General features: G+C 67.9%; 18 protein-coding genes. 2 read left to right on the top strand and 16 right to left on the bottom strand.

What is annotated here, in order from left to right:
• Positions 1-124 precede the first annotated feature (124 nt).
• Entirely contained in the window at positions 125-1,051 is a 927-nt protein-coding gene (locus tag ACY8GK_RS05545; RefSeq protein ID WP_196174694.1) for a bestrophin family protein, read from the top strand.
• Between the two features lie 23 nt (positions 1,052-1,074).
• The gene (locus ACY8GK_RS05540) at positions 1,075-1,272 is read left to right on the top strand and encodes a hypothetical protein (RefSeq protein WP_196174695.1); all 198 of its coding nucleotides are present in this window, start codon (positions 1,075-1,077) and stop codon (positions 1,270-1,272) included.
• Here the strand turns inward: ACY8GK_RS05540 and ACY8GK_RS05535 are convergent.
• The 16 genes from ACY8GK_RS05535 to ACY8GK_RS05460 all read right to left on the bottom strand — a co-directional run bounded on the left by ACY8GK_RS05535 (position 1,247) and on the right by ACY8GK_RS05460 (position 21,102).
• Positions 1,247-1,993, bottom strand: a complete 747-nt coding sequence (locus ACY8GK_RS05535) for an SDR family oxidoreductase (protein ID WP_462402538.1) — start codon at positions 1,991-1,993, stop codon at positions 1,247-1,249. The two genes, ACY8GK_RS05540 and ACY8GK_RS05535, sit on opposite strands and share 26 nt — an antisense overlap.
• 71 nt (positions 1,994-2,064) lie before the next feature.
• Positions 2,065-2,910, bottom strand: coding sequence for a metal ABC transporter permease (locus ACY8GK_RS05530; protein WP_462402537.1), 846 nt, complete (start codon positions 2,908-2,910; stop codon positions 2,065-2,067).
• The gene (locus tag ACY8GK_RS05525) at positions 2,907-3,767 is read right to left on the bottom strand and encodes a metal ABC transporter permease (protein ID WP_329604724.1); all 861 of its coding nucleotides are present in this window, start codon (positions 3,765-3,767) and stop codon (positions 2,907-2,909) included. The genes ACY8GK_RS05530 and ACY8GK_RS05525 overlap by 4 nt, the downstream gene beginning before the upstream one ends.
• Positions 3,760-4,677, bottom strand: a complete 918-nt coding sequence (locus tag ACY8GK_RS05520; protein WP_196174698.1) for a manganese/iron ABC transporter ATP-binding protein — start codon at positions 4,675-4,677, stop codon at positions 3,760-3,762. Before ACY8GK_RS05520 ends, ACY8GK_RS05525 begins: the two co-directional genes overlap by 8 nt.
• The gene (locus ACY8GK_RS05515) at positions 4,674-5,597 is read right to left on the bottom strand and encodes a metal ABC transporter substrate-binding protein (RefSeq protein WP_196174699.1); all 924 of its coding nucleotides are present in this window, start codon (positions 5,595-5,597) and stop codon (positions 4,674-4,676) included. Before ACY8GK_RS05515 ends, ACY8GK_RS05520 begins: the two co-directional genes overlap by 4 nt.
• Positions 5,598-5,804: 207 nt before the next feature.
• A complete protein-coding gene (locus ACY8GK_RS05510; protein WP_196174700.1) occupies positions 5,805-6,227 on the bottom strand; it encodes a hypothetical protein in 423 nt (140 codons plus the stop codon).
• Positions 6,227-7,129 carry an NAD synthetase gene (locus tag ACY8GK_RS05505; RefSeq protein WP_196174701.1) on the bottom strand — a complete coding sequence of 301 codons (903 nt, stop codon included), beginning with the start codon at positions 7,127-7,129 and terminating at the stop codon, positions 6,227-6,229. Before ACY8GK_RS05505 ends, ACY8GK_RS05510 begins: the two co-directional genes overlap by 1 nt.
• 84 nt (positions 7,130-7,213) lie before the next feature.
• Positions 7,214-8,140 carry a type VI secretion system-associated lipoprotein TagQ gene (tagQ, locus tag ACY8GK_RS05500; RefSeq protein ID WP_196174702.1) on the bottom strand — a complete coding sequence of 309 codons (927 nt, stop codon included), beginning with the start codon at positions 8,138-8,140 and terminating at the stop codon, positions 7,214-7,216.
• 64 nt (positions 8,141-8,204) lie between these two features.
• Positions 8,205-9,983 (bottom strand): formylglycine-generating enzyme family protein, encoded by a 1,779-nt coding sequence (locus ACY8GK_RS05495; RefSeq protein WP_462402536.1) that lies wholly within the window; start codon positions 9,981-9,983, stop codon positions 8,205-8,207.
• Entirely contained in the window at positions 9,976-11,178 is a 1,203-nt protein-coding gene (locus ACY8GK_RS05490) for an FtsX-like permease family protein (protein ID WP_462402535.1), read from the bottom strand. Before ACY8GK_RS05490 ends, ACY8GK_RS05495 begins: the two co-directional genes overlap by 8 nt.
• Complete coding sequence (locus ACY8GK_RS05485) at positions 11,178-11,894, bottom strand: ABC transporter ATP-binding protein (RefSeq protein WP_196174705.1); 717 nt, start codon at positions 11,892-11,894, stop codon at positions 11,178-11,180. Before ACY8GK_RS05485 ends, ACY8GK_RS05490 begins: the two co-directional genes overlap by 1 nt.
• A complete protein-coding gene (locus ACY8GK_RS05480; RefSeq protein WP_462402534.1) occupies positions 11,894-14,899 on the bottom strand; it encodes a serine/threonine-protein kinase in 3,006 nt (1,001 codons plus the stop codon). Before ACY8GK_RS05480 ends, ACY8GK_RS05485 begins: the two co-directional genes overlap by 1 nt.
• Before the next feature lie 8 nt (positions 14,900-14,907).
• The gene (locus ACY8GK_RS05475; protein ID WP_462402533.1) at positions 14,908-15,627 is read right to left on the bottom strand and encodes a PP2C family protein-serine/threonine phosphatase; all 720 of its coding nucleotides are present in this window, start codon (positions 15,625-15,627) and stop codon (positions 14,908-14,910) included.
• Positions 15,624-16,289: a type VI secretion system-associated protein TagF gene (tagF, locus tag ACY8GK_RS05470; protein WP_462402532.1), complete on the bottom strand. Its 666-nt coding sequence runs from the start codon at positions 16,287-16,289 to the stop codon at positions 15,624-15,626. Before tagF ends, ACY8GK_RS05475 begins: the two co-directional genes overlap by 4 nt.
• Positions 16,286-19,792: a type VI secretion system membrane subunit TssM gene (gene tssM / locus ACY8GK_RS05465; protein ID WP_462402531.1), complete on the bottom strand. Its 3,507-nt coding sequence runs from the start codon at positions 19,790-19,792 to the stop codon at positions 16,286-16,288. The genes tagF and tssM overlap by 4 nt, the downstream gene beginning before the upstream one ends.
• Complete coding sequence (locus tag ACY8GK_RS05460) at positions 19,789-21,102, bottom strand: DotU family type VI secretion system protein (RefSeq protein WP_196174710.1); 1,314 nt, start codon at positions 21,100-21,102, stop codon at positions 19,789-19,791. Before ACY8GK_RS05460 ends, tssM begins: the two co-directional genes overlap by 4 nt.
• Position 21,103: the final 1 nt, after the last annotated feature.

Below are 21,103 nucleotides of genomic sequence, written 5' to 3'. Positions count from 1 at the left end.
CGATCGACCCATGCCGGATACCCCATGCCGCATTAAGCTGCCGTTAAGCATCGCGCCCTAGACTTGCTCACCAGGCTGGCGCTCGACGCCGGCCCACGCCCGGTCGATAGAGGAGTGATGCGATATGGAAGCTGCGATGGCGATGAAATGGAAATGCCTGGCACGGACGATCAGCTATGTGGGCTGGTCGTTGTTCTGGTTGCTGATATGGGATGTCGCCGTCACCCTCGATGCCATGCTGAGTGCAGGCTATGGCTTCGAGCTGCCATTGATGCCACTGACCCTGCTCTGCTCGGCGCTGGTGGTGCTGATCAGCTTCAGGAACTCCAGCGCCTATGCCCGCTGGTGGGAAGCGCGCACGCTGTGGGGGTCGATGGTCAACAGCTCGCGCAGTTTCGGCCGCCAGGTGCTGACCTTGATCGACGACCAGCCGGGCATCCACCCGGTCAAGGCACAGCTTATCCAGCGCCACGTGGCTTACCTGCAGGCCCTGCGCATGCACCTCAGGGGCCAGAAGGACATCACGGCGCTGGCCACCGTGCTTTCCGAACAGCAACTGCGCCAACTGGCCGGAGCCAGCAACCTGCCCAACGATATCCTCAGCGGTTCTGCCGAGCTGATCGCGCACCAGTTCAAGCAAGGACGGCTGGACAGCATCAGGCTGGCGCGCCTTGAATCCACGCTGGTCGACATTTCCAACTGGCAGGGCGGCATGGAACGTATCGCCAACACTCCGCTGCCTTATCCGTACGTGTACTTCCCAAGGCTGTTCAGCACGCTGTTCTGCGTGATCATGCCGCTGAGCCTGGTACCATCGCTGGGCTGGTTCACGCCGGTGGTGTCGACGGTGGTCGGCTGCATGCTGCTGGCCATGGAGCGCATCGGCACCGACCTGCAGACGCCGTTCGGCAGCAGCCAGCACAGCATTCGCACCGATGAACTGTGCCGCAACATCGAAAACAACCTGCGCTCGATGTTCCGCTCGCCAGAGCGTGGCGCGCTTTACCTGTGCAGTGACTTGCAGGGTCCGATCGCGCCGCCTGGCCACTGAGCACCTTCATGCCCCGAGCGCCAGTGCTGGCCTTCAAATGGATTGGTGCCTGCCAGCTCGGCGCCAAGCGCATCCTGCGCGGCCTGCTCGATGAAGTCGAAGACCTCCTCGCCATGTTTGGCGGCACGGCCAGCATCCGAGCGATTCGCTGGATCCGTGTGACCGGCAGCTTTTTTACTTTCCAGGGCGCCTACATCAGCGCCCGCCTGACACGTCGATGAACGAGCCCGTCGTATAGGACGCCTCATCCGACAGCAGCCACAGCACCGCCCTGGCCACCTCCAGCGGCTCGCCGCCCCTGCCCATGGGCACGCTCTGCTGCAAGCGCGCCACCCTGCCCGGCTCACCCCCGCTGGCATGCATTTCGGTATGGATCAGCCCGGGCCTGACCCCATTGACGCGAATGCCTTCCCCGGCGACTTCCTTCGACAGGCCGATGGTCAGCGCATCCAGGGCAGCCTTGGAGGCGGCATAATCGACATATTCATTGGCGGCCCCGAGCACCGCGGCGCGTGAAGAGACGTTGACGATCGCGCCGCCGCTGCCGCCGTTGCGCGTCGACATGCGTCGCACCGCCTCTCTGGCACAGAGGAAGCTGCCGGTGACATTGGTCGTCATGATCCGCTGGATGCGTTCGGCACTCATCTGCTCCACGCGCATCTGCTGCGACAGCACACCGGCATTGTTGACCAGGCCGTCCAGGCGGCCGAAGCGCGCGTCCAGTGCCAGGAACAACGCCTCGACCTGGCGCGCGTCGCCGATGTCGGCCTTGAAGGCGAAGGCGCTGCCACCCTGCTCGGCGATGGCGGCCACGACCGCCTGGGCGGCAGCCTCGTCGGCACGGTAGTTGACGCAAACCTGGTAACCCAGCGTGGCGGCCTGGATGGCACAGGCGGCGCCTATGCCCCGCCCCGCGCCGGTGATCAGCAACGTCTTGGCCATGATCGAGCTCCAGTGATGGCAAAGCCCGAGTATAGCGGCCGAGCTCCTGGCGCATCGCGACACGATGTCCGCTAGGTATCACCGAGCAGTCGTCGCCTGCCGGCACCGCGCTGCGGGAGCAGCAGCACGAGCACGAACAGCATGGCGAATACCACCACGATGGTCGGCGCCGGAGCGCTGTCGAGGAAGAACGACAGGTAGACGCCAAGGAACGCGCAGCCGATGGCGATGACCAGCGAGACCCACAGCATGTGCCGGAGCTGGCGCGCCAGCAAGGCGGCGATCGCACCGGGCGCGATCAGCAGCGCGATGGCCAGGATAACCCCCGAAGCCTTCAGCGCGCCGACCACCGCCAGCGAGATCAGGCACAGCAGTCCGTAGTGCAGCCAGCCGCTGCGCAAGCCGACCGCATGGGCCTGGATCGCGTCGAAGGTGTGCAGCATCAGGTCCTTCCACTTGCTGACGACCACGCTTGCCGTGAGCAGCGCGATGCCGGCGCACATCCACAGGTCCTGGTCGCTGGCGCCGAGGATGTCGCCGAACAGGATATGGTCCAGGTGCACGCTCGATTCGATCTTCAGGTACAGCACCAGCCCCAGGCCGAACATCCCGGCATAGACGATCCCCATCACCGTATCCTGCTTGATGCGGCTGTTGTCCTTGAGAAAGCCGGTGGCGAGGGCGCAGAGCATGCCGGCGACGAACGCACCGATGGCATAGGGGATCTGCGCGATATAGGCGAGCACCACGCCGGGAAACACCGCATGGGCGATGGCGTCGCCGAGCAAGGCCCAGCCCTTGAGGACCAGGAAGCACGACAGCAGCGCCATGGGAATGGCGATCAGTACGGAGATGGCCATGGCGTTGAGCATGAAGTCGAAGCCGAACGGCTCCAGTAGCACCTGCGCCCAGCTCATGAGCGTGCCTCCAGGGTCCGCCGCCGGCGACGCCTGGCGGCGATCAGCCCGTGCCTGGGAGCGACGATGAACACGACCAGGAAGATCAGCGTCTGCAGCACGACGATCACCCCGCCGGTGGCCCCGTCCAGGTAATAGCTGAGATAGGTGCCGAGCAGGCTGGTGAGCGAGCCGATGCCGACGGCGATCGCCAACAGGCGGGGAAAACGATCGCTCAGCAGGTAGGCCGTGGCACCGGGGGTAATCACCATGCAGATGACCAGGAAGGCGCCGACCGTCTGGAGCGCGGCGACGGTGGAGGCCGAGAGCAAGGCGAAGAACAGCACTTTCAGCCGGGCGGGACGGATGCCGACGGCACGCGCCTGGTGCTCGTCGAAGAAGGTCAGCAGCAGGTCGCGCCACTTGGCCATCAGCACCAGCAGCGTGGCCAGGCCGATGATCGCCAGCTGCAGCGTATCCTCGGGGGTGATCGCCAGGATGTTGCCCAGCACGATGGTCTGGATGTTCACCGAGGTCGGCGACAGGGAGACCATGAACAGGCCGAGCCCGAAGAACGAGGTGAAGACCATGCCGATGACCACGTCCTCCTTGAGCCGGGTGCGTCGGTGCAACAGCAGCAATGCGCCGCTGGCCAGGGCGCCGGCAAAGAAGGCGCCGAGCGAGAACGGCAGGCCGATCATGTAGGCACCGGCCACGCCGGGGACGATGGCGTGCGACAGCGCGTCGCCGATCAGCGACCAGCCCTTGAGCATCAGGTAGCAGGACAGGAAGGCGCACACGCCCCCGACCAGCGCCGAGACCCACATGGCATTGCGCATGTAGCCATAGGCGAAGGGCTCAAGCATCAGTTCAATCACGCTGGGCCTCGGTATCGCCGTCGCCGTCGCGCCGGGCCGGCAGGCCATCGCGCAGGATCAGCGGACGTTCGTCGTCGCTGAAGACGCTGACCGGGGGCTGCCGCGGCGCGCTGCCCTCGTTGAGCGCGAAATGCCGCAGGACACCGCCGAAGGCGCCTTCGAGGTTTTCCCGGGTATAGACCGCGTCGGTAGGCCCGTGGGCCAGCACGGTACGCTTGATCAACACCACGCGGTCGCAGAATTCGGGCACCGAGCCAAGATTGTGGGTAGACACGAGCATGACCCGCCCTTCGTCACGCAGTTCGCGCAGCAGCTGGATGATCTGGTCCTCGGTCTTGACGTCGACCCCGGTGAACGGCTCGTCGAGCAGGATGACCGGACTGTCCTGGGCCAGCGAGCGGGCCAGGAACACCCGCTTGCGTTGTCCGCCGGACAGCTCGCCGATCTGGCGCTTGCGCAGCGCGCTCATGTCGACACGCGCGAGCGCGGCGTCCACCGCGTCATGGTCGGCGCGCCGGGCGATGCGCAACGGGCCCATGTGTCCATAGCGCCCCATCATCACCACGTCCTCGACCAGTACCGGGAAATCCCAGTCGACCTCCTCGGCCTGTGGCACGTAGGCCGTGCATTTGCGGCGCAGGGCCTGTTCGGCTGGTAAGCCGAGCACGCTGATGCTGCCGCTGGCCAGGCGCACCAGCCCCATGATCGCCTTGAACAGGGTGGACTTGCCCGAGCCATTGATGCCGACCAGTGCCGCGATGGTGCCCATGGGCAGTTCGAAGCTGGCATCGAGCAACGCGGTATGGCCGTTGCGGTAGGTGACCGTGGCGTTGCGCACGACGATGCCCGGCAGGGCCGCTTCGGCGATCGAGGGCGGTCCCGCGCGGTGCGGCTGGAGGGGTCGCTTCATTGGCTTTGGGCCTCGCTCAGGCCGGTGGCGAGGGTCTGCGAGGTCACCCGCAGCAGATCGAGATAGGTAGGCACCGGACCGTCGCTGGCGCTCAGGGAATCGACGTACAGCACGCCACCGTAGCGCGCGCCGGTTTCGCGAGCCACTTGCCGGGCGGGCTTGTCGGACACCGTGCTCTCGCTGAACACCACCGGAATGGCGTTGGCCTTCACCGCGTCGATGACTTTGCGTACCTGGTTGGGCGTGCCCTGCTGATCGGCATTGATCGGCCAAAGATACAGCTCCTTGAGCCCGAAGTCGCGGGCCAGGTAGGAGAACGCCCCTTCGCTGCTGACCAGCCAGCGGCGCTGCTCGGGAAGCTGCCCGAGGCGTTCGCGCAGTGGCGCGATGGTCGCCTCGATGCGCGCCTTGTAGGCTTCGGCGTTACGCTGGTAGGCCTGGGCATGCTCGGGGTCGTGAAGCACCAGCGCATCGCGGATGTTGTCGACATAGCGCAGGGCGTTGCGTGGCGACATCCAGGCATGCGGGTTGGGCTTGCCGCTGTAGGGGCCGGCAGTGATGCCCAGCGGCTCGATGCCCTCGGACACCACCACGCTCGGCACCTGCTCCAGGCGCTGGAAGAACTTCTCGAACCACAGCTCAAGGTTCAGCCCATTCCACAGGATCAGCTGGGCGCCCTGGGCGCGGCGCAGGTCGCCAGGGGTCGGCGAATAGTTGTGGATTTCCGCGCCGGGCTTAGTGATCGATTCCACCACGGCGGCATCGCCAGCCACGTTCCTGGCCATGTCGGCGATGATGGTGAAGGTGGTGACCACCTTGAACTTTTCCGCCGCGCCCACCGGCCAGGCGAGCAGCACTACCCCGAGCATCACGCTCGCGAGCTGGCACAGCAAGGGCCAGGGCCTGGTGATATCGAACATCCGTCGCTCCCACGTCGAGTCAGAGAAAACGGCTAGGTTCACGGTGGTCTGCCGGCTCTGCTCGCCCGATCCGCGGGAGGACACGGGTACATGCGGCTGGCTGGACAGGCTGAGTATGAAGAGCGGCCAGCGCTATGGCAAACGGAAAAGCCTGGCCTGGCGAGCCGCTTGCGTGCCTGCCGCGCGGCGCCGGACAGGCGGTTGGCTTCAGCGCCCTTGGCGGGCGCGACGCAGTTCGACCAGGCGGGCGCGCAGCTGCCGGTGCCGCTTGCCATTGAGTACCAGCAGCGCCAAGGCCGGCAGCAGCAAGCTGCTCGCCAGCAGCCCGCTGCCGAGGCCACTGCCGAACAGGCTCAGGGCCATCAGCAGGACCACCGCCAGCACCGCGAGCACCACGCCGATTGCCCAGCCTTGGCCACGGATCATCAGGAAATGCCCAAGGCACAGCGCCAGCACCAGGCCACCGACCACGCCCAGGCTGTACGCCGGATTGTTCGGATCGGTTCGCCAGTGTGCGTCGACCCACAGAGTCGCCACCAGCGCCACCGACAGCAGGCAGGTAAAGAAGCCCAACAGAAAGGTCGGGAAGTAACGGGCCATGAACGCACGAAAGTCGGCATCCTGCGCCATCAGTCGATCTCCTCGTAGAGCCCCACGGCAATGCTCTGGACCGTCGAGCTACCGGCGAGCCCGATCGTGGCGCCCAGGGAGTCGCGCAGCAGCACCTGGGTCGAGTGGCTGATCTGGGTCGGGGTGTAGCGCTTGGTCAGGCGGCCGGCCGCCTGTTCCAGCTTCAGTTGCTTGGCGGTCAGCTTCGGATGCCTGATCGACAGCAGTTCGTCGGTCAAGGCCTTGCGCTGTTGTCGACTCAGGCTCTTGGTCAGCTCCAGCCAGCTGCGCCCGGTGGCTGCCTTGTGCACCTGCAGGTACTTGATGGTGGTGAGCCCGGAGGCGCCGACGCCGAGCAGGGAGAGGCCGTCGAGCACCATCGAGGCATTCTGGTACCACTCGCTTTCATCCAGGGCATCGTTGGCGGCCGGGTTGGTGACCTCGCGCACCGTGCGCATGACACCGACGGCACACTGCAAGCTGCTGGCGGCCGCGGCCACGCCACCGACATAGCTGAGCACCAGGCTGGTGCCGGCGGTGAACGGCGCGGCAATGGTGCCGCTGAACACCACCCACCAGCCAATCACCGCGCCGGCGCAGGACAGACTGGTGTTCACCGCCTCCTTGACCACCCGCGATTCGCGCGGGTTGTTCTGCAGTTGCTCGGTGTACTGGGCCGGCGTCTGGTACTTCTTGATCTCGCGCAGGATCACGCGCTTGGGCCGAATGCTGCAGATGGGCTGGAATTCGCGCAGGGTGACCACGTTGAACTCGGCGTCGATGTACACCACGCCGGCACCGACGATGCGTGGATCGGCATCGATGGCAGCGAACATCTGCGGCAGGTTCAGTCGTGCCTGGATACGCTGGCGTGCCAGGCGCTGCGAGTGGTTACCCAAGGGGTTGGGCAGAAGATCTGTCACGGCTCGATCGTCCTTGTGGCTGGGTTCGAGGCAAGCAGCGGCGCAGGCCGGCACCGCACGAGGCGATGCGGCCCGCGGGCGGCGTTACACGTTCGGGCACGGTACCGGCGCCCAGTCCCCCATGTCCGGGTTCTTGCACATGGCGTTGACCTGGTCCTGGCCAGCCTTGGCCACCTGCTGGGCCTGGGCCTTCTTGCCATTGGCCTTCTGCAGGGTCTTTTCGGTGGCCACCGCTTCCTGTGGCACGGACTTGTTGACCTTCTTCGCCGCCTGGACCTTCTTGCCGGCCTTGCCGGTCACGACTTTCGGCGGCTCGGCCACGGCGACCACGTCCGGACGCTGCACGCCGACCTGCTTGAGGTCCTGCTCGTAGGCCTGGGTGTAGTTGGCGAGGTTCTCACCCACGCGGCCATTGACCGCGGCCAGCAGATTGTTGGATTCCTGCAGGCCCGAGACGATCTCGGCCAGGCGCTTGCGGCCTTGGCTGTCGTCGATGCGGTTGGCCTTGCGGTTCTGGATCAGGCTGGCGAACTCGCGCTGGTAGCAGGTCTGCGAGGCCTTGGCATAGGCGGTGGTGCGGTCCAGGTCGGCAGCGCTCTTGTCGATGTCGGCGGCATACGAGGCGATGCGCTGGCGGTCGTCGCTGATCTGCTTCTGACGCTCGGTGTAGTAGCCGGCCGCGCCGCCGACCAGGGCGCCACCAGCGGCGCCGATGGCAGCATTGCGACCGCGGTTGTCCTTGTCGACCAGGGCACCGGTCAAGGCACCGCCGACCGCGCCGAGCAACGCACCGCTGGCCACCGAGCGGGTCATGTCGCCGTCGGTCGAGCGCAGGTGCTGTACCGGCTCGTAGCAGCTGGGGTAGTACTCGACCTTGGTCGTGGCGCCGACCTTGGAAACCGGCGAGCTGGCGCAGCCGCCCAGCAGCACGGTGCTGAAACCTGCCGCCAGCAGCAGGGCCGAACGGGCATTGGAAGCGGTGAAGCGAGGTTTGCGGGTGAACATGCTCATTTCTCTCGTGGGTGGATCAGGCCGGGGCGTCATGCCCGCGGGGTTGCTTCATGGCAAGCAGCTCTCAGCGCCGCGCGGCGGCGGAGGCCAGGAGCTCCTTGAGGATCGTCGCCGGGTCGGCCCGCCGTGACTGGCGATACTCCCCGACATGGCGAACGAACAGGGTGGCGCGGGTCACCAGGCTGTTGCCCAGGACCGGCTTGCGCTCGAGTTCCTGCCTGACCCGCTGGAACTGCGCCTGGATCACCGCATCGGTATAGCGCGCGCCGCTGGCCAGGTTGTCGATGTAGATGGCCACCGCGCCATCGAGTGCGGCGCGGCCGTTGGCGATCGCCGCGCCGTACATGCGCGCGGCGGTCTGCTCGCCGGCCGCCTGGGCCTCGGTCTGGCTGTTGCGCAGGTTGGTCAGGCGGATGTTGTAGTTGTTGATGGTCTCGGCCACCAGGGCCGCCGACTGGATGAGGTTGCCGGCCGCTTCCTCGCGCTGACGGGCCAGCAGCGAGACGTTGCGCTTGAGCTCTTCGTTGACCAGGCCCAGTTCGGCCTGCTGGCGCGGATCGACGGTGGCGGCGATGATGCTGTCCAGGCGCTTGGTCGGGTCCTGAGCGGCGTCGATGTCGTCGGTCAGGCCGGCCAGCCGCCCTTCCTTCTGCCACTGCTCGAACAGTTCCTGGTAACGCGAACGCGGGGCGGACAAGGCGCCGATGGCCACCCGGAACCCGGTGGTTTCGTTGCGTTGCTCGGTGCCATCGCTGCCGAACAGTGGGTATTCGCGGCGCATCCCGGTGAACAGCGTGCCCTCGCCTTCCAGGTAATTGCCGCCCTTGACCACGAAACCACCATAGGCGCCCTGGCGACGCCCGGCATGCACGAGCTGGAACGACTCCTGGACCATCTCGGCGGCATTGCCGATCACATCGAACAGGCCGAGCGGGTTCGGCTTGCGGGTGCCGATCGGCATCAGGCGCGCCGCCTGCCCCGTGCCGCCGGCGACCTGGTTGAAGACTGCCCAGTCGGCCAGCGGTCCATCGCCGTCGGCCCCTTCGACCTTGCGCGGAAACAGCCGGCCTTCCAGCTCCTGGCGGCTGACCGCCGAGCCACCGCGCGCGGCGAACTCCCATTCCACTTCGGTAGGCAGGCGCACGAAGCCAATGCCGCCCTCCTCGGCATTCTTGCCGCGCCCGCTGACCGGCAACAGCTCGCGATGGTGCTTCATCAGCCAGGCGCTGTAGACCGCCGCGAAGCGCTCGGCCTCGAAGCGCGAGAGCTTGACCTTGGGCAGGCGCGCGGCCGTGGTGGTATTGACCTGGCAGGTCGGCTCGGCTTCGCCAGCCGCCAGCGCCTGGGCCTGGGCCATGACCTGGGCGTACTGACGCGCGGTCACCTCATACTTGCCGATGAAGTACATCATCGGTTTGAGCGGGCTGCCCGCGTCGATCTTCGGCAGGCTTGGCGCTACCGCCTCCTGCCATTGCGGCGCCAGGTCCTGCAAGCTGAACTGGCCGTTGATGAAGTCGCGCCGGTAGCCGGAGATGAACGACTGCCGGTAGCCCGGCTCGCCCTCGCTGAACGGATAGCCGAGGCTCACCTCGCGGTCGTCGAGGCTCCCCTGGGCCAGGACATAGACGCTACGAAACACCAGCTCGCCCCCGCACGGCAGCGGCAGGCCGATGTCGCCGGGCAGCGGCCTGGGGTTGTCCAGCTTGCCAGTGTCGACCGGGCCGGCCAGGGACTGGGCCGCGCTCGGGGCCTGGGACTTGTCCTGGTCCTCGGCCGGCGAACAGGCGGCCAGGCCCAGCGTGGAAAGAACCAGGGCAATGGCCCTTGAGCGAACGTCAGACATCACGGATTCCTTGACTGGCATCGATGCGCGAGACCCGCCAGCCGCCGAGCGCGGCAGCGCCGCCGCTGGCCAGCAGCACGGCCCCCAGCGCGACGAGGTAGTGCGCGGGTAGCAAGTGACTGGCGAACTCGCCGGGCACCTGCATGAAAAGTCGATTCAGGCCGTATTCGGCCGACAGGTACAACAGCGCCGCCAACGCGGCGGCCAGCAGGCCGCTGTAGAGCGCCTGGAGGATCACGAACCCGAGCAGCGCGGCAGTGCCGAAGCCAAGCAGGCGCAACACCGCCAGCTCCCGCTGCTTGCGCTCCACCGCCGCCAGCGCGCCTGCGGCGATGGCCGCCACCGCGCCGGCCAGCGCCAGGCTGGCGATGATCCAGAACACCAGGTCGAGGTTGCGACTGAGCGAGCGGACCTGGGCAATCTGCGTGGCCTGGGTGAAAACCGGTAGCTGGCGCGCGGCGAAGAACTGGCGCAGCGGCTCGACATCGTCGAGCTCGTGGGCGTAGAGGCGGAACGCCGGATAGATGCGCGAGGTGCCACCGGCCTGAGCCTGGCCCGACCAGCCCAGTGCTGTCACGGCGCGTCCGTCGCGATAGTCCTCGACCGCCTCCAGCAACGCCAGCGAGGCGAACAGGCCGTCCCGCTCGAAGGCTGCCAGCGGCAGCACGGCCAGTACCTGCAGCTCGGCCTGGGCCCACTCCAGCTCGCCGGCCTGCTGGCGGCCGAAGCTGGCCCGCAGCGCATCTCCAGGCTTGGCGCCAAGCTTTTCGGCGGCGGTGAAACTGAGCACTACCTGATGCAACCCGTGCGGTATCGGCTGGCCTCGCAGCAGCGGATCGTCTTTGGCCGTAGGCAGCATTTCCACGCTGGCACCACGCCCCTGCGCGGGCAGCAGCAGCTCGGCGGTCGCGGCGATCTGCCGGGTACGCGGTATGACGAAGGCCACCTCCGGACGCTGTGCCAGTACCTGGATGAAGTCGGTGGTGAAACGTCCGCCCCCCAGGGAGATGACTTCCCTCACTCCCGGATCGCGCTGCAGACGCTCGGTGAGGCTGCCGACCAGGCCGAACTTCAGGCCGAACAGCACCATCAGCGGAGCGATCACCGCCACCAGTGCCAGCACACTGCAGGCCGACAGCCGCGCCTCGTTGCGGTAGTCCTGCCAGGCCAGGCCGGCGATCAACAGCGGGCGCATCAGGCCGCCTGCTCCAGGCGTGCCGTGACCCCGCCGTCGGGGTCGCGCCGGCAGGTCATGCGCAGCACCGTCAGCCCGGCGCTGCGGGCCAGGCCTTCGTCATGCGTCGCGACCACGCACGTCACCTGCCGCGCCTGGGCCTGGCGCAGCAGCAGTTGCATGACCCGTTCGGCGTTCAACGGATCGAGCGCCGCGGTCGGCTCGTCGGCCAGCAACAGCGAAGGCGCGTGCACCAGGGCGCGCGCGCAGCTGACACGCTGGCGCTGGCCGAGCGACAACGCCGTCGGTTTCTTGTCCAGCTGGTCATGCACATCGAGCGCCTGGGCCAGCCGCTCGACGCTGCCATCGTCGCCCAGCCCCAGCAATCGACGCGGCAGGCGCAGGTTGTCGCGCACGTCCAGGAAGCCCAGCAGCCCGCCGGCCTGCAACACATAGCCCAGGTGCTGGCTGCGCAGCGCGGCCAGGCTGTCCAGCTGGCGCTGGCGCCAGAGCTGCGCGACGTCGATGGCCTGCTCGTCCATCACCAGCCGGAAGCCCTGCGCGGCATCCGGCGCCAGCACCAGCGCCAGCAGGTCGAGCACGGTGCTCTTGCCGCAGCCGCTGGGGCCTACCAGCGCCACGCGATCGCCCCTGGCCAGCTGCAACCGGCCGATCTCCAGGCTGTAGCGCTGGGCACCCTGTCCGCGCGTCTTGCGCACGCCATGCAGATCGAGCATCACGGCAGCGTCGACAGTGGGACACGGTACAGGGCGTCACCCGGTTCGGCATTGCCGAAGCGCACCCAGTTGGCCATGTCGTTGTGGAAGGTTTCGTACAGGCGGATCTTCGATTCCAGTTCGTCGATGAAATCCTCCTGCTCGGCCACCGATAGCGACAGCCACAGGTCCTGGGTCATGCTCAGGGACTTGCTGCGATACGGCAGACCTTCGAGGTACTCGCCCAGCACGCCACTGCGGGCCAGGTCGGCACCTTTGCGCAGTGCGCTCGGGTCCCGGCTCATGTAGGCGCTGGCACTGGCGATCTCGTTGAAGAAGTCACCCGGCGAGCTGCGCGTCTTGCGCGCGGCATCGACGATCAGCTTGAGCGACTGCTGCAGGTCGTTGAGCTGCAGCTTGGTCAGCAGCACGCAGACCTGCAGGGTTGGCAAGGTCGGGTTGGTCAGGTCGCGGTCGGCGGTCCAGGCGCTGACCAGCCGCGGCGCCTGGCTGGCCGAGCGGCGACCGAGGAAGTCCATGTGCATGGCGTAGCCGATGGCCTGCGACTTGGCCTGCAGGCTGGCTCCGCTGGCCAGTTGCGGTACAGCCTGGACCTGCCCGGTGCGCACCTGATGCACCAGTTCGGCGAACGTCGAGCCGATCTCGCGCACGCGATCGCCGAACAGGTCCACCTCGCCGCCCGGCACGCCGACGTACAGGTCGCCGATACGCGGATTGCTGTCAGCAGTGAGGATCCGGTACTGGGTTTGCGCCTGGGCGTGGTTCTTCGCCCCGGCTGGCGTGCGCAGATGCAGGGCGTAGATCTTGATCTGCTTGCTCAACGCGGCCTGGCGCACCTCGGCTTCATTCATCCGGGTGCTGCTGGCCGGGTCGCTCTTGCGCAAGGCACCGGCATCGCTGACCAGCAGGATGATGCGGCCGCCGTAGCCGCTCCAGTCCATGCCCTCGACGGCCTGCATGATGCCGGCGAAGGCGTCTTCGTTGAAGGAGTGGCTGGAGACGCTGGTGGCGCGTACTTGCGCGGCGGTCTTGAGGAAGCGTGCCGGGTCGCGGCCTTGCTCGAGGCTGACCAGGACCTTGCTCAGGTACTCCAGGCCAGGCGTGCGCCTAACGCTGTTGCGGAACCCCACCAGGCCGAAGCTGACGCTGTCCAGCTCGCCCCGGGCCGCCAGCTGTTGCTGCAGCTCGCTGACCACCTGGCGTATGCGATCGATGTAGGGTTGCATGGAAACGGACGTATCCACCACCAGCACGATGCCCGTGCGAAAGCCGTTGTCGTCGGCGGCTGCCGTGTCGCCGCTGCGCGCCGCGCCGCCAGCGGCCTGCGCGCCGGGATCGATGGAAGCGACGTTCAGCAGCTGCGCCGGCTGGCCATCGGCATCGAAGCTCTCGCGGTAGTCGAAGATCGGCATCAGGTAGAACTGCGCTTGCGGCACGGCGCTGGCGGCAGGTTCCAGGGCCAGCACCTGGGGGACCTGATCCGGGCTGGTCTGCGCCTGGAGCAGTTGTTCCCGGGCCTTGCCGGTGTCGTCGAGCAGCGTCTGCACCTCATCGGCCCGACGCATGAACATGACCGGGGCACGCCCGGAGCGCTCGGTGAACTTGAGCACCAGGCTCTGTTTCCAGTCGCTGACGTGTGACGCTTCCAGCCAGCCGTCCCGCTGCCCGCCACTGGAGGCCCCGACTTCGAGCCAGGCCTTGCCGCCCAGTGTCTTGCGCTGGTAGACGTAGAGCACCGAGAACGTCGGCAGCGCCCGTCCGCCGCTGTCTTGCGGCTGGGCCAGCAGCTGTGCGCCGGGCTTGCTCAATACACGCTGGAACAGGGTGCGCTTGCCCGGCATGAGCAAGGGACGGCCATCCGCGCTCGGCCCGGCCGAGATGCCAGGGTCGGCAAGGGTGCTCGCCGACGCCTGCGTGTTGCCGGCCTGCTGGGACGACGCATCGCCGTCAGCGGCAAGCCACCAGAGTGCGCCGCCCACCCCCAGCGCGGCCACGATGGCCACCGCCAGTAGGGTCTTGACCGGCTTGCCGGGCCCGCGAGTCGGCGGCGATCTGTGCCGTGGTGTCGGCCCTGCAGCTCGCGCGGGCTCGGCCGCGGGGCTGGCAAGCGGGTCTGGAGCAGTCGACACCGATGCCCCAGCGTTCGCCTGCGACGCGGGCAGGCCCAGCGACAAGGGCGCGACCACGGTCGCGTCTTGCCGTGGCACCTGCGGCTCGGGTAGCCGCTCGAGCGCGTCAAGCAGCTCGGCGGCATTGGCGAAGCGCTGCTCGGGCTCCTTGGCCAGCAAACCACGCAGGACCGACTGGTAGCGCCCGTGTTCCACGGGCAGCTCCGGCAGTGGCTCGGTCAGGTGTGCCAGTGCCGTGGACAACGCATCGGTGCCCGCATACGGCAGCGCGCCGACGAGCATCTCGTGAAATACCACGCCCAGGGCATACAGGTCGGTACGACCATCGATGTCCAGGCCGCGGGCCTGCTCCGGGCTCATGTAGCTGGGCGTGCCGATCGCGAAGCCGGCCTGGGTGAACTGGGTACGGTCATCCAACGACTTGGCGATGCCGAAGTCCGACAGCACGGCGGTGCCATCGGCGCGGAACAGGATGTTGGCCGGCTTGACGTCCCGGTGCACCAGCCCTTGGGCGTGCGCATAGCCCAGGGCCTGGGCGATCTGGCGCAGGTAGCCGAGCGCCTGTTCGGGGCTCAGCCCCTCGGCGATGCGCTCCCTGAGCGTGCCGGCCGGCAGGTATTCCATGGCCATGTAGTACAGCTCGCCGACGTTACCGATGTCGTGGATCGTGGCGATATGCGGGTGCGACAACCGCGCCAGGGTGCGGCCTTCGCGCAGGAAGCGCTCGCAGAAGACCGGGTCGGCGGCCAGGCTGGCCGCCATGATCTTCAAGGCGACCTTGCGCTCGAGCGAGCGCTGGGTGGCCAGGTATACGCTGGCCATGGCGCCCTGGCCAAGTTCGCTGTGGATGTCGAATCCGGGAATCTGCATGTCCATGAGTGTCTTCAGTTCGCCTTGACGACCACGGCGGTGATGTTGTCGGGAGCGCCACGGGTCAGGCCCAGGTGGACCAGGCTGCGTACCACCAAGTAGGGATCGGGATGCGCGAGCACGTCGGCGATCTCGTGGTCCTCGGCAGTCTTGTTCAGCCCGTCGCTGCACAGCAGGTAGGTGTCACCAGGTTCTACCTGCAAGGTCACGGCCTGCAGTTCCAGCTGGTCGAGCACACCGATGGCGCGGGTAACGATGTTGCCGCGCGGATGGACGCGGGCCTCGGCCTCGCTGAGCAGGCCACTGTCCTGCAGCTCCTGGACATAGCTGTGGTCGTGCGAAAGGCGCTCGAAACGCCGGTCACGCAGGCGGTACAGGCGACTGTCGCCGGCCCACAGGCCAATCGCCTGTCGCGCGCGGGCGGCCAGCACCACCACGGTGCTGCCCATCATGGCGACGCCGCGGCGGGCGGTTTCCTCACGCACCGCCTGGTTGACGCACGCCAGGGTGCCGCGGATGGCCTCGGCACACTGCTCCAGCGTGTCGACCCGGGGCAACTGGCGCAGGCTGTCCACCGTCAGGCTGCTGACATAGTCGCCAGCGGCGTGCCCACCCATGCCATCGGCCACGGCCCAGCAGCCGCTGTCGGTCAGCTCCAGGGAGGCGTCTTCGTTGATCTTGCGGACCATGCCGACATGGCTGTAGCTGGCCGAGGTGTAATGCAAGGCAGTCATAGGGGGCAGGCCTCGCTGCCTAGCAACGCCCGAGCGAAATCCTCGCTGCGCGGCAGCCCCGCGCAATGCATCAGGCCTGGTGCGATACGTGCGCAGCCCTTGCCCCACCACAGGCTCGCGCCTGCGCAGGCGCGTTCGGCCAGGGCATGCAGACGTTGTCGCGGCGTGCTGGCGTCCAGTCGCTGCGCCAGGCCACCGACTGGCGCGCTGGGCATGCCAGGCCGTGCGCCATGGTCCGCCAGGGCAAGCGCTGGCAGGGCCGCCTCGAAGGCCTCGAACGTGGCGCCGGGCACCAGCGTCGACAGCAAGGCGGTCTCCACTTGCTCGAACCAGGCATCGTCCGCACCGACCAACTGGGACAACGGCTGGGCCGGGTCCAGCAGCTGCGCCACGGTCAATGGGAAATAACGGCCGACCCGGTCGATGCTCGGCATCAGCACACCGACCACCGTTTGCGGCCCGCACAGCCCAGGCGCCAGGGCGAAGCGCCAGAGCGGGCTGACCAGGTAGGCCTCGAGCCAGTCGGCGCCCAGTTGCTGTTGGCTGGCTTGCAGCCCCGCGGCCAGCCACTGGTCCCAAGGCTGAATGAAATGGTGCGACAGGCCGCGGCTGACGAAGTCGCCACGGCAGGCCATCTTTCCGTAGAAACCAAGCGTGTTCACAAATGCTCCGGCAGGCTGAAACCGCTGACCACTCGGCTGCGGAACGGGTTGAAGGCGCTGCTGGCACGCAGCTCGCAGGACACGCTGAGGCCATCGAGGCGCAAGCGCAGGTTGAAACGCTCCGGCGAGCTGCCAGCGACCAGCTCGGACTGATCGAGCAGCCGGAACCAGGCCCACGGCCCTTCCAGGGTCAAGCCCGAGCGGCCACTGGCCGAGGCTGGAGCCATGGCCAGGCGTACCACGCCAATACCGTTAGGGTTCGGCCACTGCAGCGCTACCGGGCGACTCGGGCCATGGTCGTAGCTGATCTGCTGACCGTCGAGGTCGAGCAGGAACTGGGTGATGCTGGCATCCATGGCCACCGGCTTGAGTTCGAAGCGCACCCCTGGTCGCACGCCGCCACCACTGCGGAAGAAGGCATCGCGAATAACGGCGGCGCGCTGGAAGGTGCTCAGCACGTTGCTGCTGATCCCCAGTTTCTGGGCCGCGCCCGGCTGCCAGCTCCAACGGCTGCCGGCGGTATTGACATAGGGCTGCAGGTATTTGCGGAAGTAGCTGTCCATCACCCCGCCGACACCAAAGAACTGGCCGAAGTCTTCCAGCGTGGCGTCGCGCGAACTGCTGGCGACCAGCGGGTAGCGACCACTGAGCGATTGCCGGTAGACGCTGACCACCTCGCTGGTCCAGGCCGCATCGAGCTGGGCGCGCACGCCGCCCATGACCGTGCCGTTGGTCGAGCCGACCACCGTGCCGACCAGCGCCTGAACCACCTTGGGCTGGCGCGCCGCGCCTAGGCTGACCCGCTGCGCGGCGGCCTGGACCTGGGTCTTGGCTTCGCCGAGCAATGCCTCGCCGTTGGCCCCGACCATGGCGCTGACCTGCACGTAGAGGGCATTGAGATCGGCGAGCAAGCCATCGATCGGGGCGGGTTGCCCCTCGCCCGTGGCGACCAGCGTGGCCAGCTCGGCGAAGTGCGCGGTTACCGGATCGACTGGCGCCGCCGGCGCGCTCGGCGCGCTGGCCGGCGCCTCGCCCAGCAGGCCGCCAAGCCGCTGGCGCAGCTGGTCGACGCCGGCCTGCTCGGCCTTGTCCTTGACTCGTTCGAGGCTGATCGGCTGGCGCAGGTCGGTCTCCCTGGCGACGGCCTGCAGCAGCAGCTTGAGCGGCGATGTCGGGCCCGAGAGCACGCGCAGGACGTCCGCCGCCTGGCCGACACTGGTGATCGGCACGCTGTCCAGATCAGCCAGCAGCGCATCCCAATGACGAATGCTGTCCTGGTAGTAGAGCTGCCGAACGTCCTCGGCCAGACGCCGGGCATCGCCCGCCGCCCCAGGCGCGCGACCCAGCACCCAGCGCTCCTCGGCCAGGGTCTCGCTGTGCGCCAGGCTGGCCGCCAGGAAGGCCTTGCGGTAGCCGTCGGCGGTGAAGATCCCGGGCAGTGGATCGCTCAGCGGCTTGCCGCTCTTGAAGCGCAGTACCAGCGCCGCGTCGCGGCCAGCCGCATCGGTAACGCGGAAGTCGCTGACGCCACTTGGGAGCGGTTGGCGCTTGACCCGGTCATAGACGCGCTGGGCGATCGGCAACTGTTGCAGCTGGCGCCGCGTGTCCTCGATCAGCTGCTGGTCGAGTCGTGCGTCTGGCGGACGCTTGTCCAGCAGCGCGGCCAGGTGCCGGTGCAGCGAAGCCCGCGGTTGCTCGGCCAGGTCGCGCGGCAGGTTTCGCTCCCAGTCGAAGGTGATCCAGGCCTTGAGGAAGTCCGCATCCTGGTGCTTGGCATCGGCCAGCATCAGGTACGCCTTGAGCGCTTCGTAGAGGTAGTCCGAAGGGCCACCGGCGTACAGTTGCTCCTCGATGCGGCTGCGCAGGCGCGGCGCGAACACGGCGACCAGCAGCTTGCGATAGACGCTGGCCGCCTCGCGCTCGAGCATGTCGCCCTGGTACAAGCCGAACCCCTTGGCCCAGGCTGGCGGGTCGTCGGCCAGCCGGCGCGCCGCGTCGAGCAGTGGCAGCACCTCGAGCACGCTGCGCTGGGCCGGGCTCAGCGTCTGGACGCGCTTGCCGAGCGGCGCCACCCGGCGCTCGACCTCGGCGATGTACTGCTGGTTGGCGCGGTAGCTCAGCGCCCAGACGCTACCGACCGCCAGCACCAGAGCCACGCTCAGGGCCAGCGCGCCACGGGCGAGCCAGCGCCGCCGGCGTTCGGCCTGTGGGTTGCTGCCGACCAGACCACGCTCGGCGAACGCTACCGCGCTGAACAGCCGCTCGATGAAATAGCTGCGTCCGGTACCGTTCTGTCGCGCCAGGTGCGCGCGGTCGAGCCCCATGCTCTGGGCCATGCTGCCGATCAGCCGATCGATCGGGCTGCCTTCCTGGGTGCCGCTGGTGAAGTACACGCCGCGCAGCAGTGCCGGGGTTTCGAAGGCGTTAGGCTTGAAGATGCCGTCGAGGAAACTCTCCAGGTTGCCGCGCAGAGCGGCGAACTGCTGGACGAAGCCGTAGATCAGGTCCCGCCGCGTCGGGTCGCGTTCCTGTTGCAGGCGCTCGACCAGGCGCTCGTTCAGGCGCTGCTCGAGCAAAGCGAATTCACTGCCCAAGCGCACCAGCGGGCCTTGCTCGTGCTGGGCTTGCTCCAGCGGGAAGGTCATGCCCCAGACCTGGGCGCGCTCCTGCTTGCCCAGGTTGTCGAAGAACTCCATGAAACCGGGCAGCAGGTCGAGCTTGGTCAGCATCAGATAGATCGGGAAGCGGACCCCAAGCTGGGTATGCAGCTCCTGGATGCGAGTACGGATCGCCACCACGTGGGCGGCACGCTCGGCTTCGCTGCCCAGCAGCAGGTCGGACAGACTGATGGCAACGAACGCGCCGTCGATCGGCCGGCGTGGCCGCTGCGAGCGCAGCAGGTCGAGAAAGCCCAGCCAGGCGGCCTTGTCCACCTGCGCGTGACTGTCCTGAGTGGTGTAGCGGCCAGCGGTGTCGAGCAGCACGGCCTGGTCGGTGAACCACCAGTCGCAGTTGCGCGTGCCCCCTACGCCGCGAACGGCGCCCTCGCCCATCTGTGCGGCCAGTGGGAAATGCAGGCCGGAGTTGACCAGCGCGGTGGTCTTGCCCGAACCGGGCGGACCGATGATCACATACCAGGGCAGCTCGTAGAGGTTGCGCCGGCCGTCCGCGCCCAGACGCGCCTTCTTCAACAGCGCCAGGGCCTGGTCCATGCGCTGGCGCAGGGTCTCGAGCTCCCCGGCGGTGGCGATACCGGCGGGATCTGGCGCCGCCTCGGCCGCCAGTCCCTGCATGACGTTGGCCGCCTGGCGCCGGGCCTGCACCAGGCGCCACACGCGGTAGGCGATCCAGCTCGCCAGCAAGACGATGATCAACGCCCAGCGCGGCGCGGCCGGCACTAGCCAGTCGAGCAGCGGGCCAAGGAACCAGATGATCAGGCTCAGGGCCAGCAGGCCCAGCGCCGGAATCACCCAGCGCACGACAAAACCGACAAACGCCTTCACTCGACGCCCTCCGCCAGAACAGTGATTTCGACCCGGCGATTCTTCGCGCGACCCTGGGCGCTGTCGTTGGGCGCCAGCGGTTCGGTATCGCTCAAGCCCTGCGCGCTGAAGCGCTGCGGCTGCCCGGTGCGCGCGGCGAGGATCTGCCGGACTTCTTCGGCGCGGGCCTGGGACAGCGCCCAGTTGGACGGGAAGCGCAGCGTGGCGATCGGCCGGTTGTCGCTATGTCCGGTGATGCGCACGTCACCCTTGACCTCGGTCAGCGCTTCGGCGATGCGCAGCACCAGCGGCTTGAAATCGTTCTTGATGGCGGCGCTGGCGGACGCGAACAGTTCGTCGCCACGAATCGTCACGATCGAACGGTCTGCCGCATCCTGCACGATCACCCGGCCGGCCTTGATGTCCTCGGCCAGCAGCCCGGCCAGGCGCGGGCGCTGGGCCAGCCTGGGCTGCTCGGCGGGACGGTCCAGCGCCTGGACCGGGATCTCGCCCAGGGCGTGGATGTCGCGGAATACCGGTTCGGCGTCGGCGGCCAGTTTCAGACGCAGGCCGAACAGCACCAGCAGCAGCAACGCCAGGGCCACCGCCAGGGCGACCCACGGCGGCGCCAGGCGCGCCAGGCGGTCTGGCGCGACGGTCACGCCGCGCCAGTGCGGCGACAGCTCACGTTCGGTCTCGCCACGCAAGCCGCGGATGGTCGCGGCGGTACGCTCACGCAAGGCTTCGAGCTGGGCCCGGCCGTCGTTCATCACCCGGTAGCGGCCTTCGAAGCCGAGGCTGATGCACAGGTAGAGCAGCTCCAGCAGGTTCAAACGTTCACGCGGGCTCTGCAGGCAGTGTTCCATCAGTTGGAAGACCTTTTCGCCACCCCAGGCTTCGTTGTGCACCGTGATCAGCAGGCTCTGCCGCCCCCAGTCGCTGGCGCTGCCCCACGGCGTGCTCAACACGGCCTCGTCCAGCGCGGTGCACAGCGCGTAACGGGCCAGCAGCACCTCGTTGCGCGGCACCTGGGCGGCCTCGGCGCGCTCCTCGAACTGGCGCAGATAGGCCAGCAGCTGCGCCCGCAGGCTGGCCGGCGCCGGATGAGCCAGGGTATTGCGCAGGCGCGTGAGCAGCGCCAGCAGAGGCCCCGCCGCCCGCTCCAGCGGGTTGAGGCCGAGCGCCTGCCCAGGCGCCAGCGGCTCGGCGGGCATGCTCAGCGGTGCCGGCGCGGCAGCGGCCGGCGCGGACGAGTTCGGCTGCGGCTCGCGACCACCGGGACGCGGCATGAACTGGGTGCGGTCGTCGGCCAGCGGATCATCCGGTTGCATC

The organism is Pseudomonas sp. Marseille-QA0332 (assembly GCF_054950175.1).
Note: the sequence above shows the minus strand (reverse complement) of the source record. Positions and strands in the feature narration are given on the sequence as shown.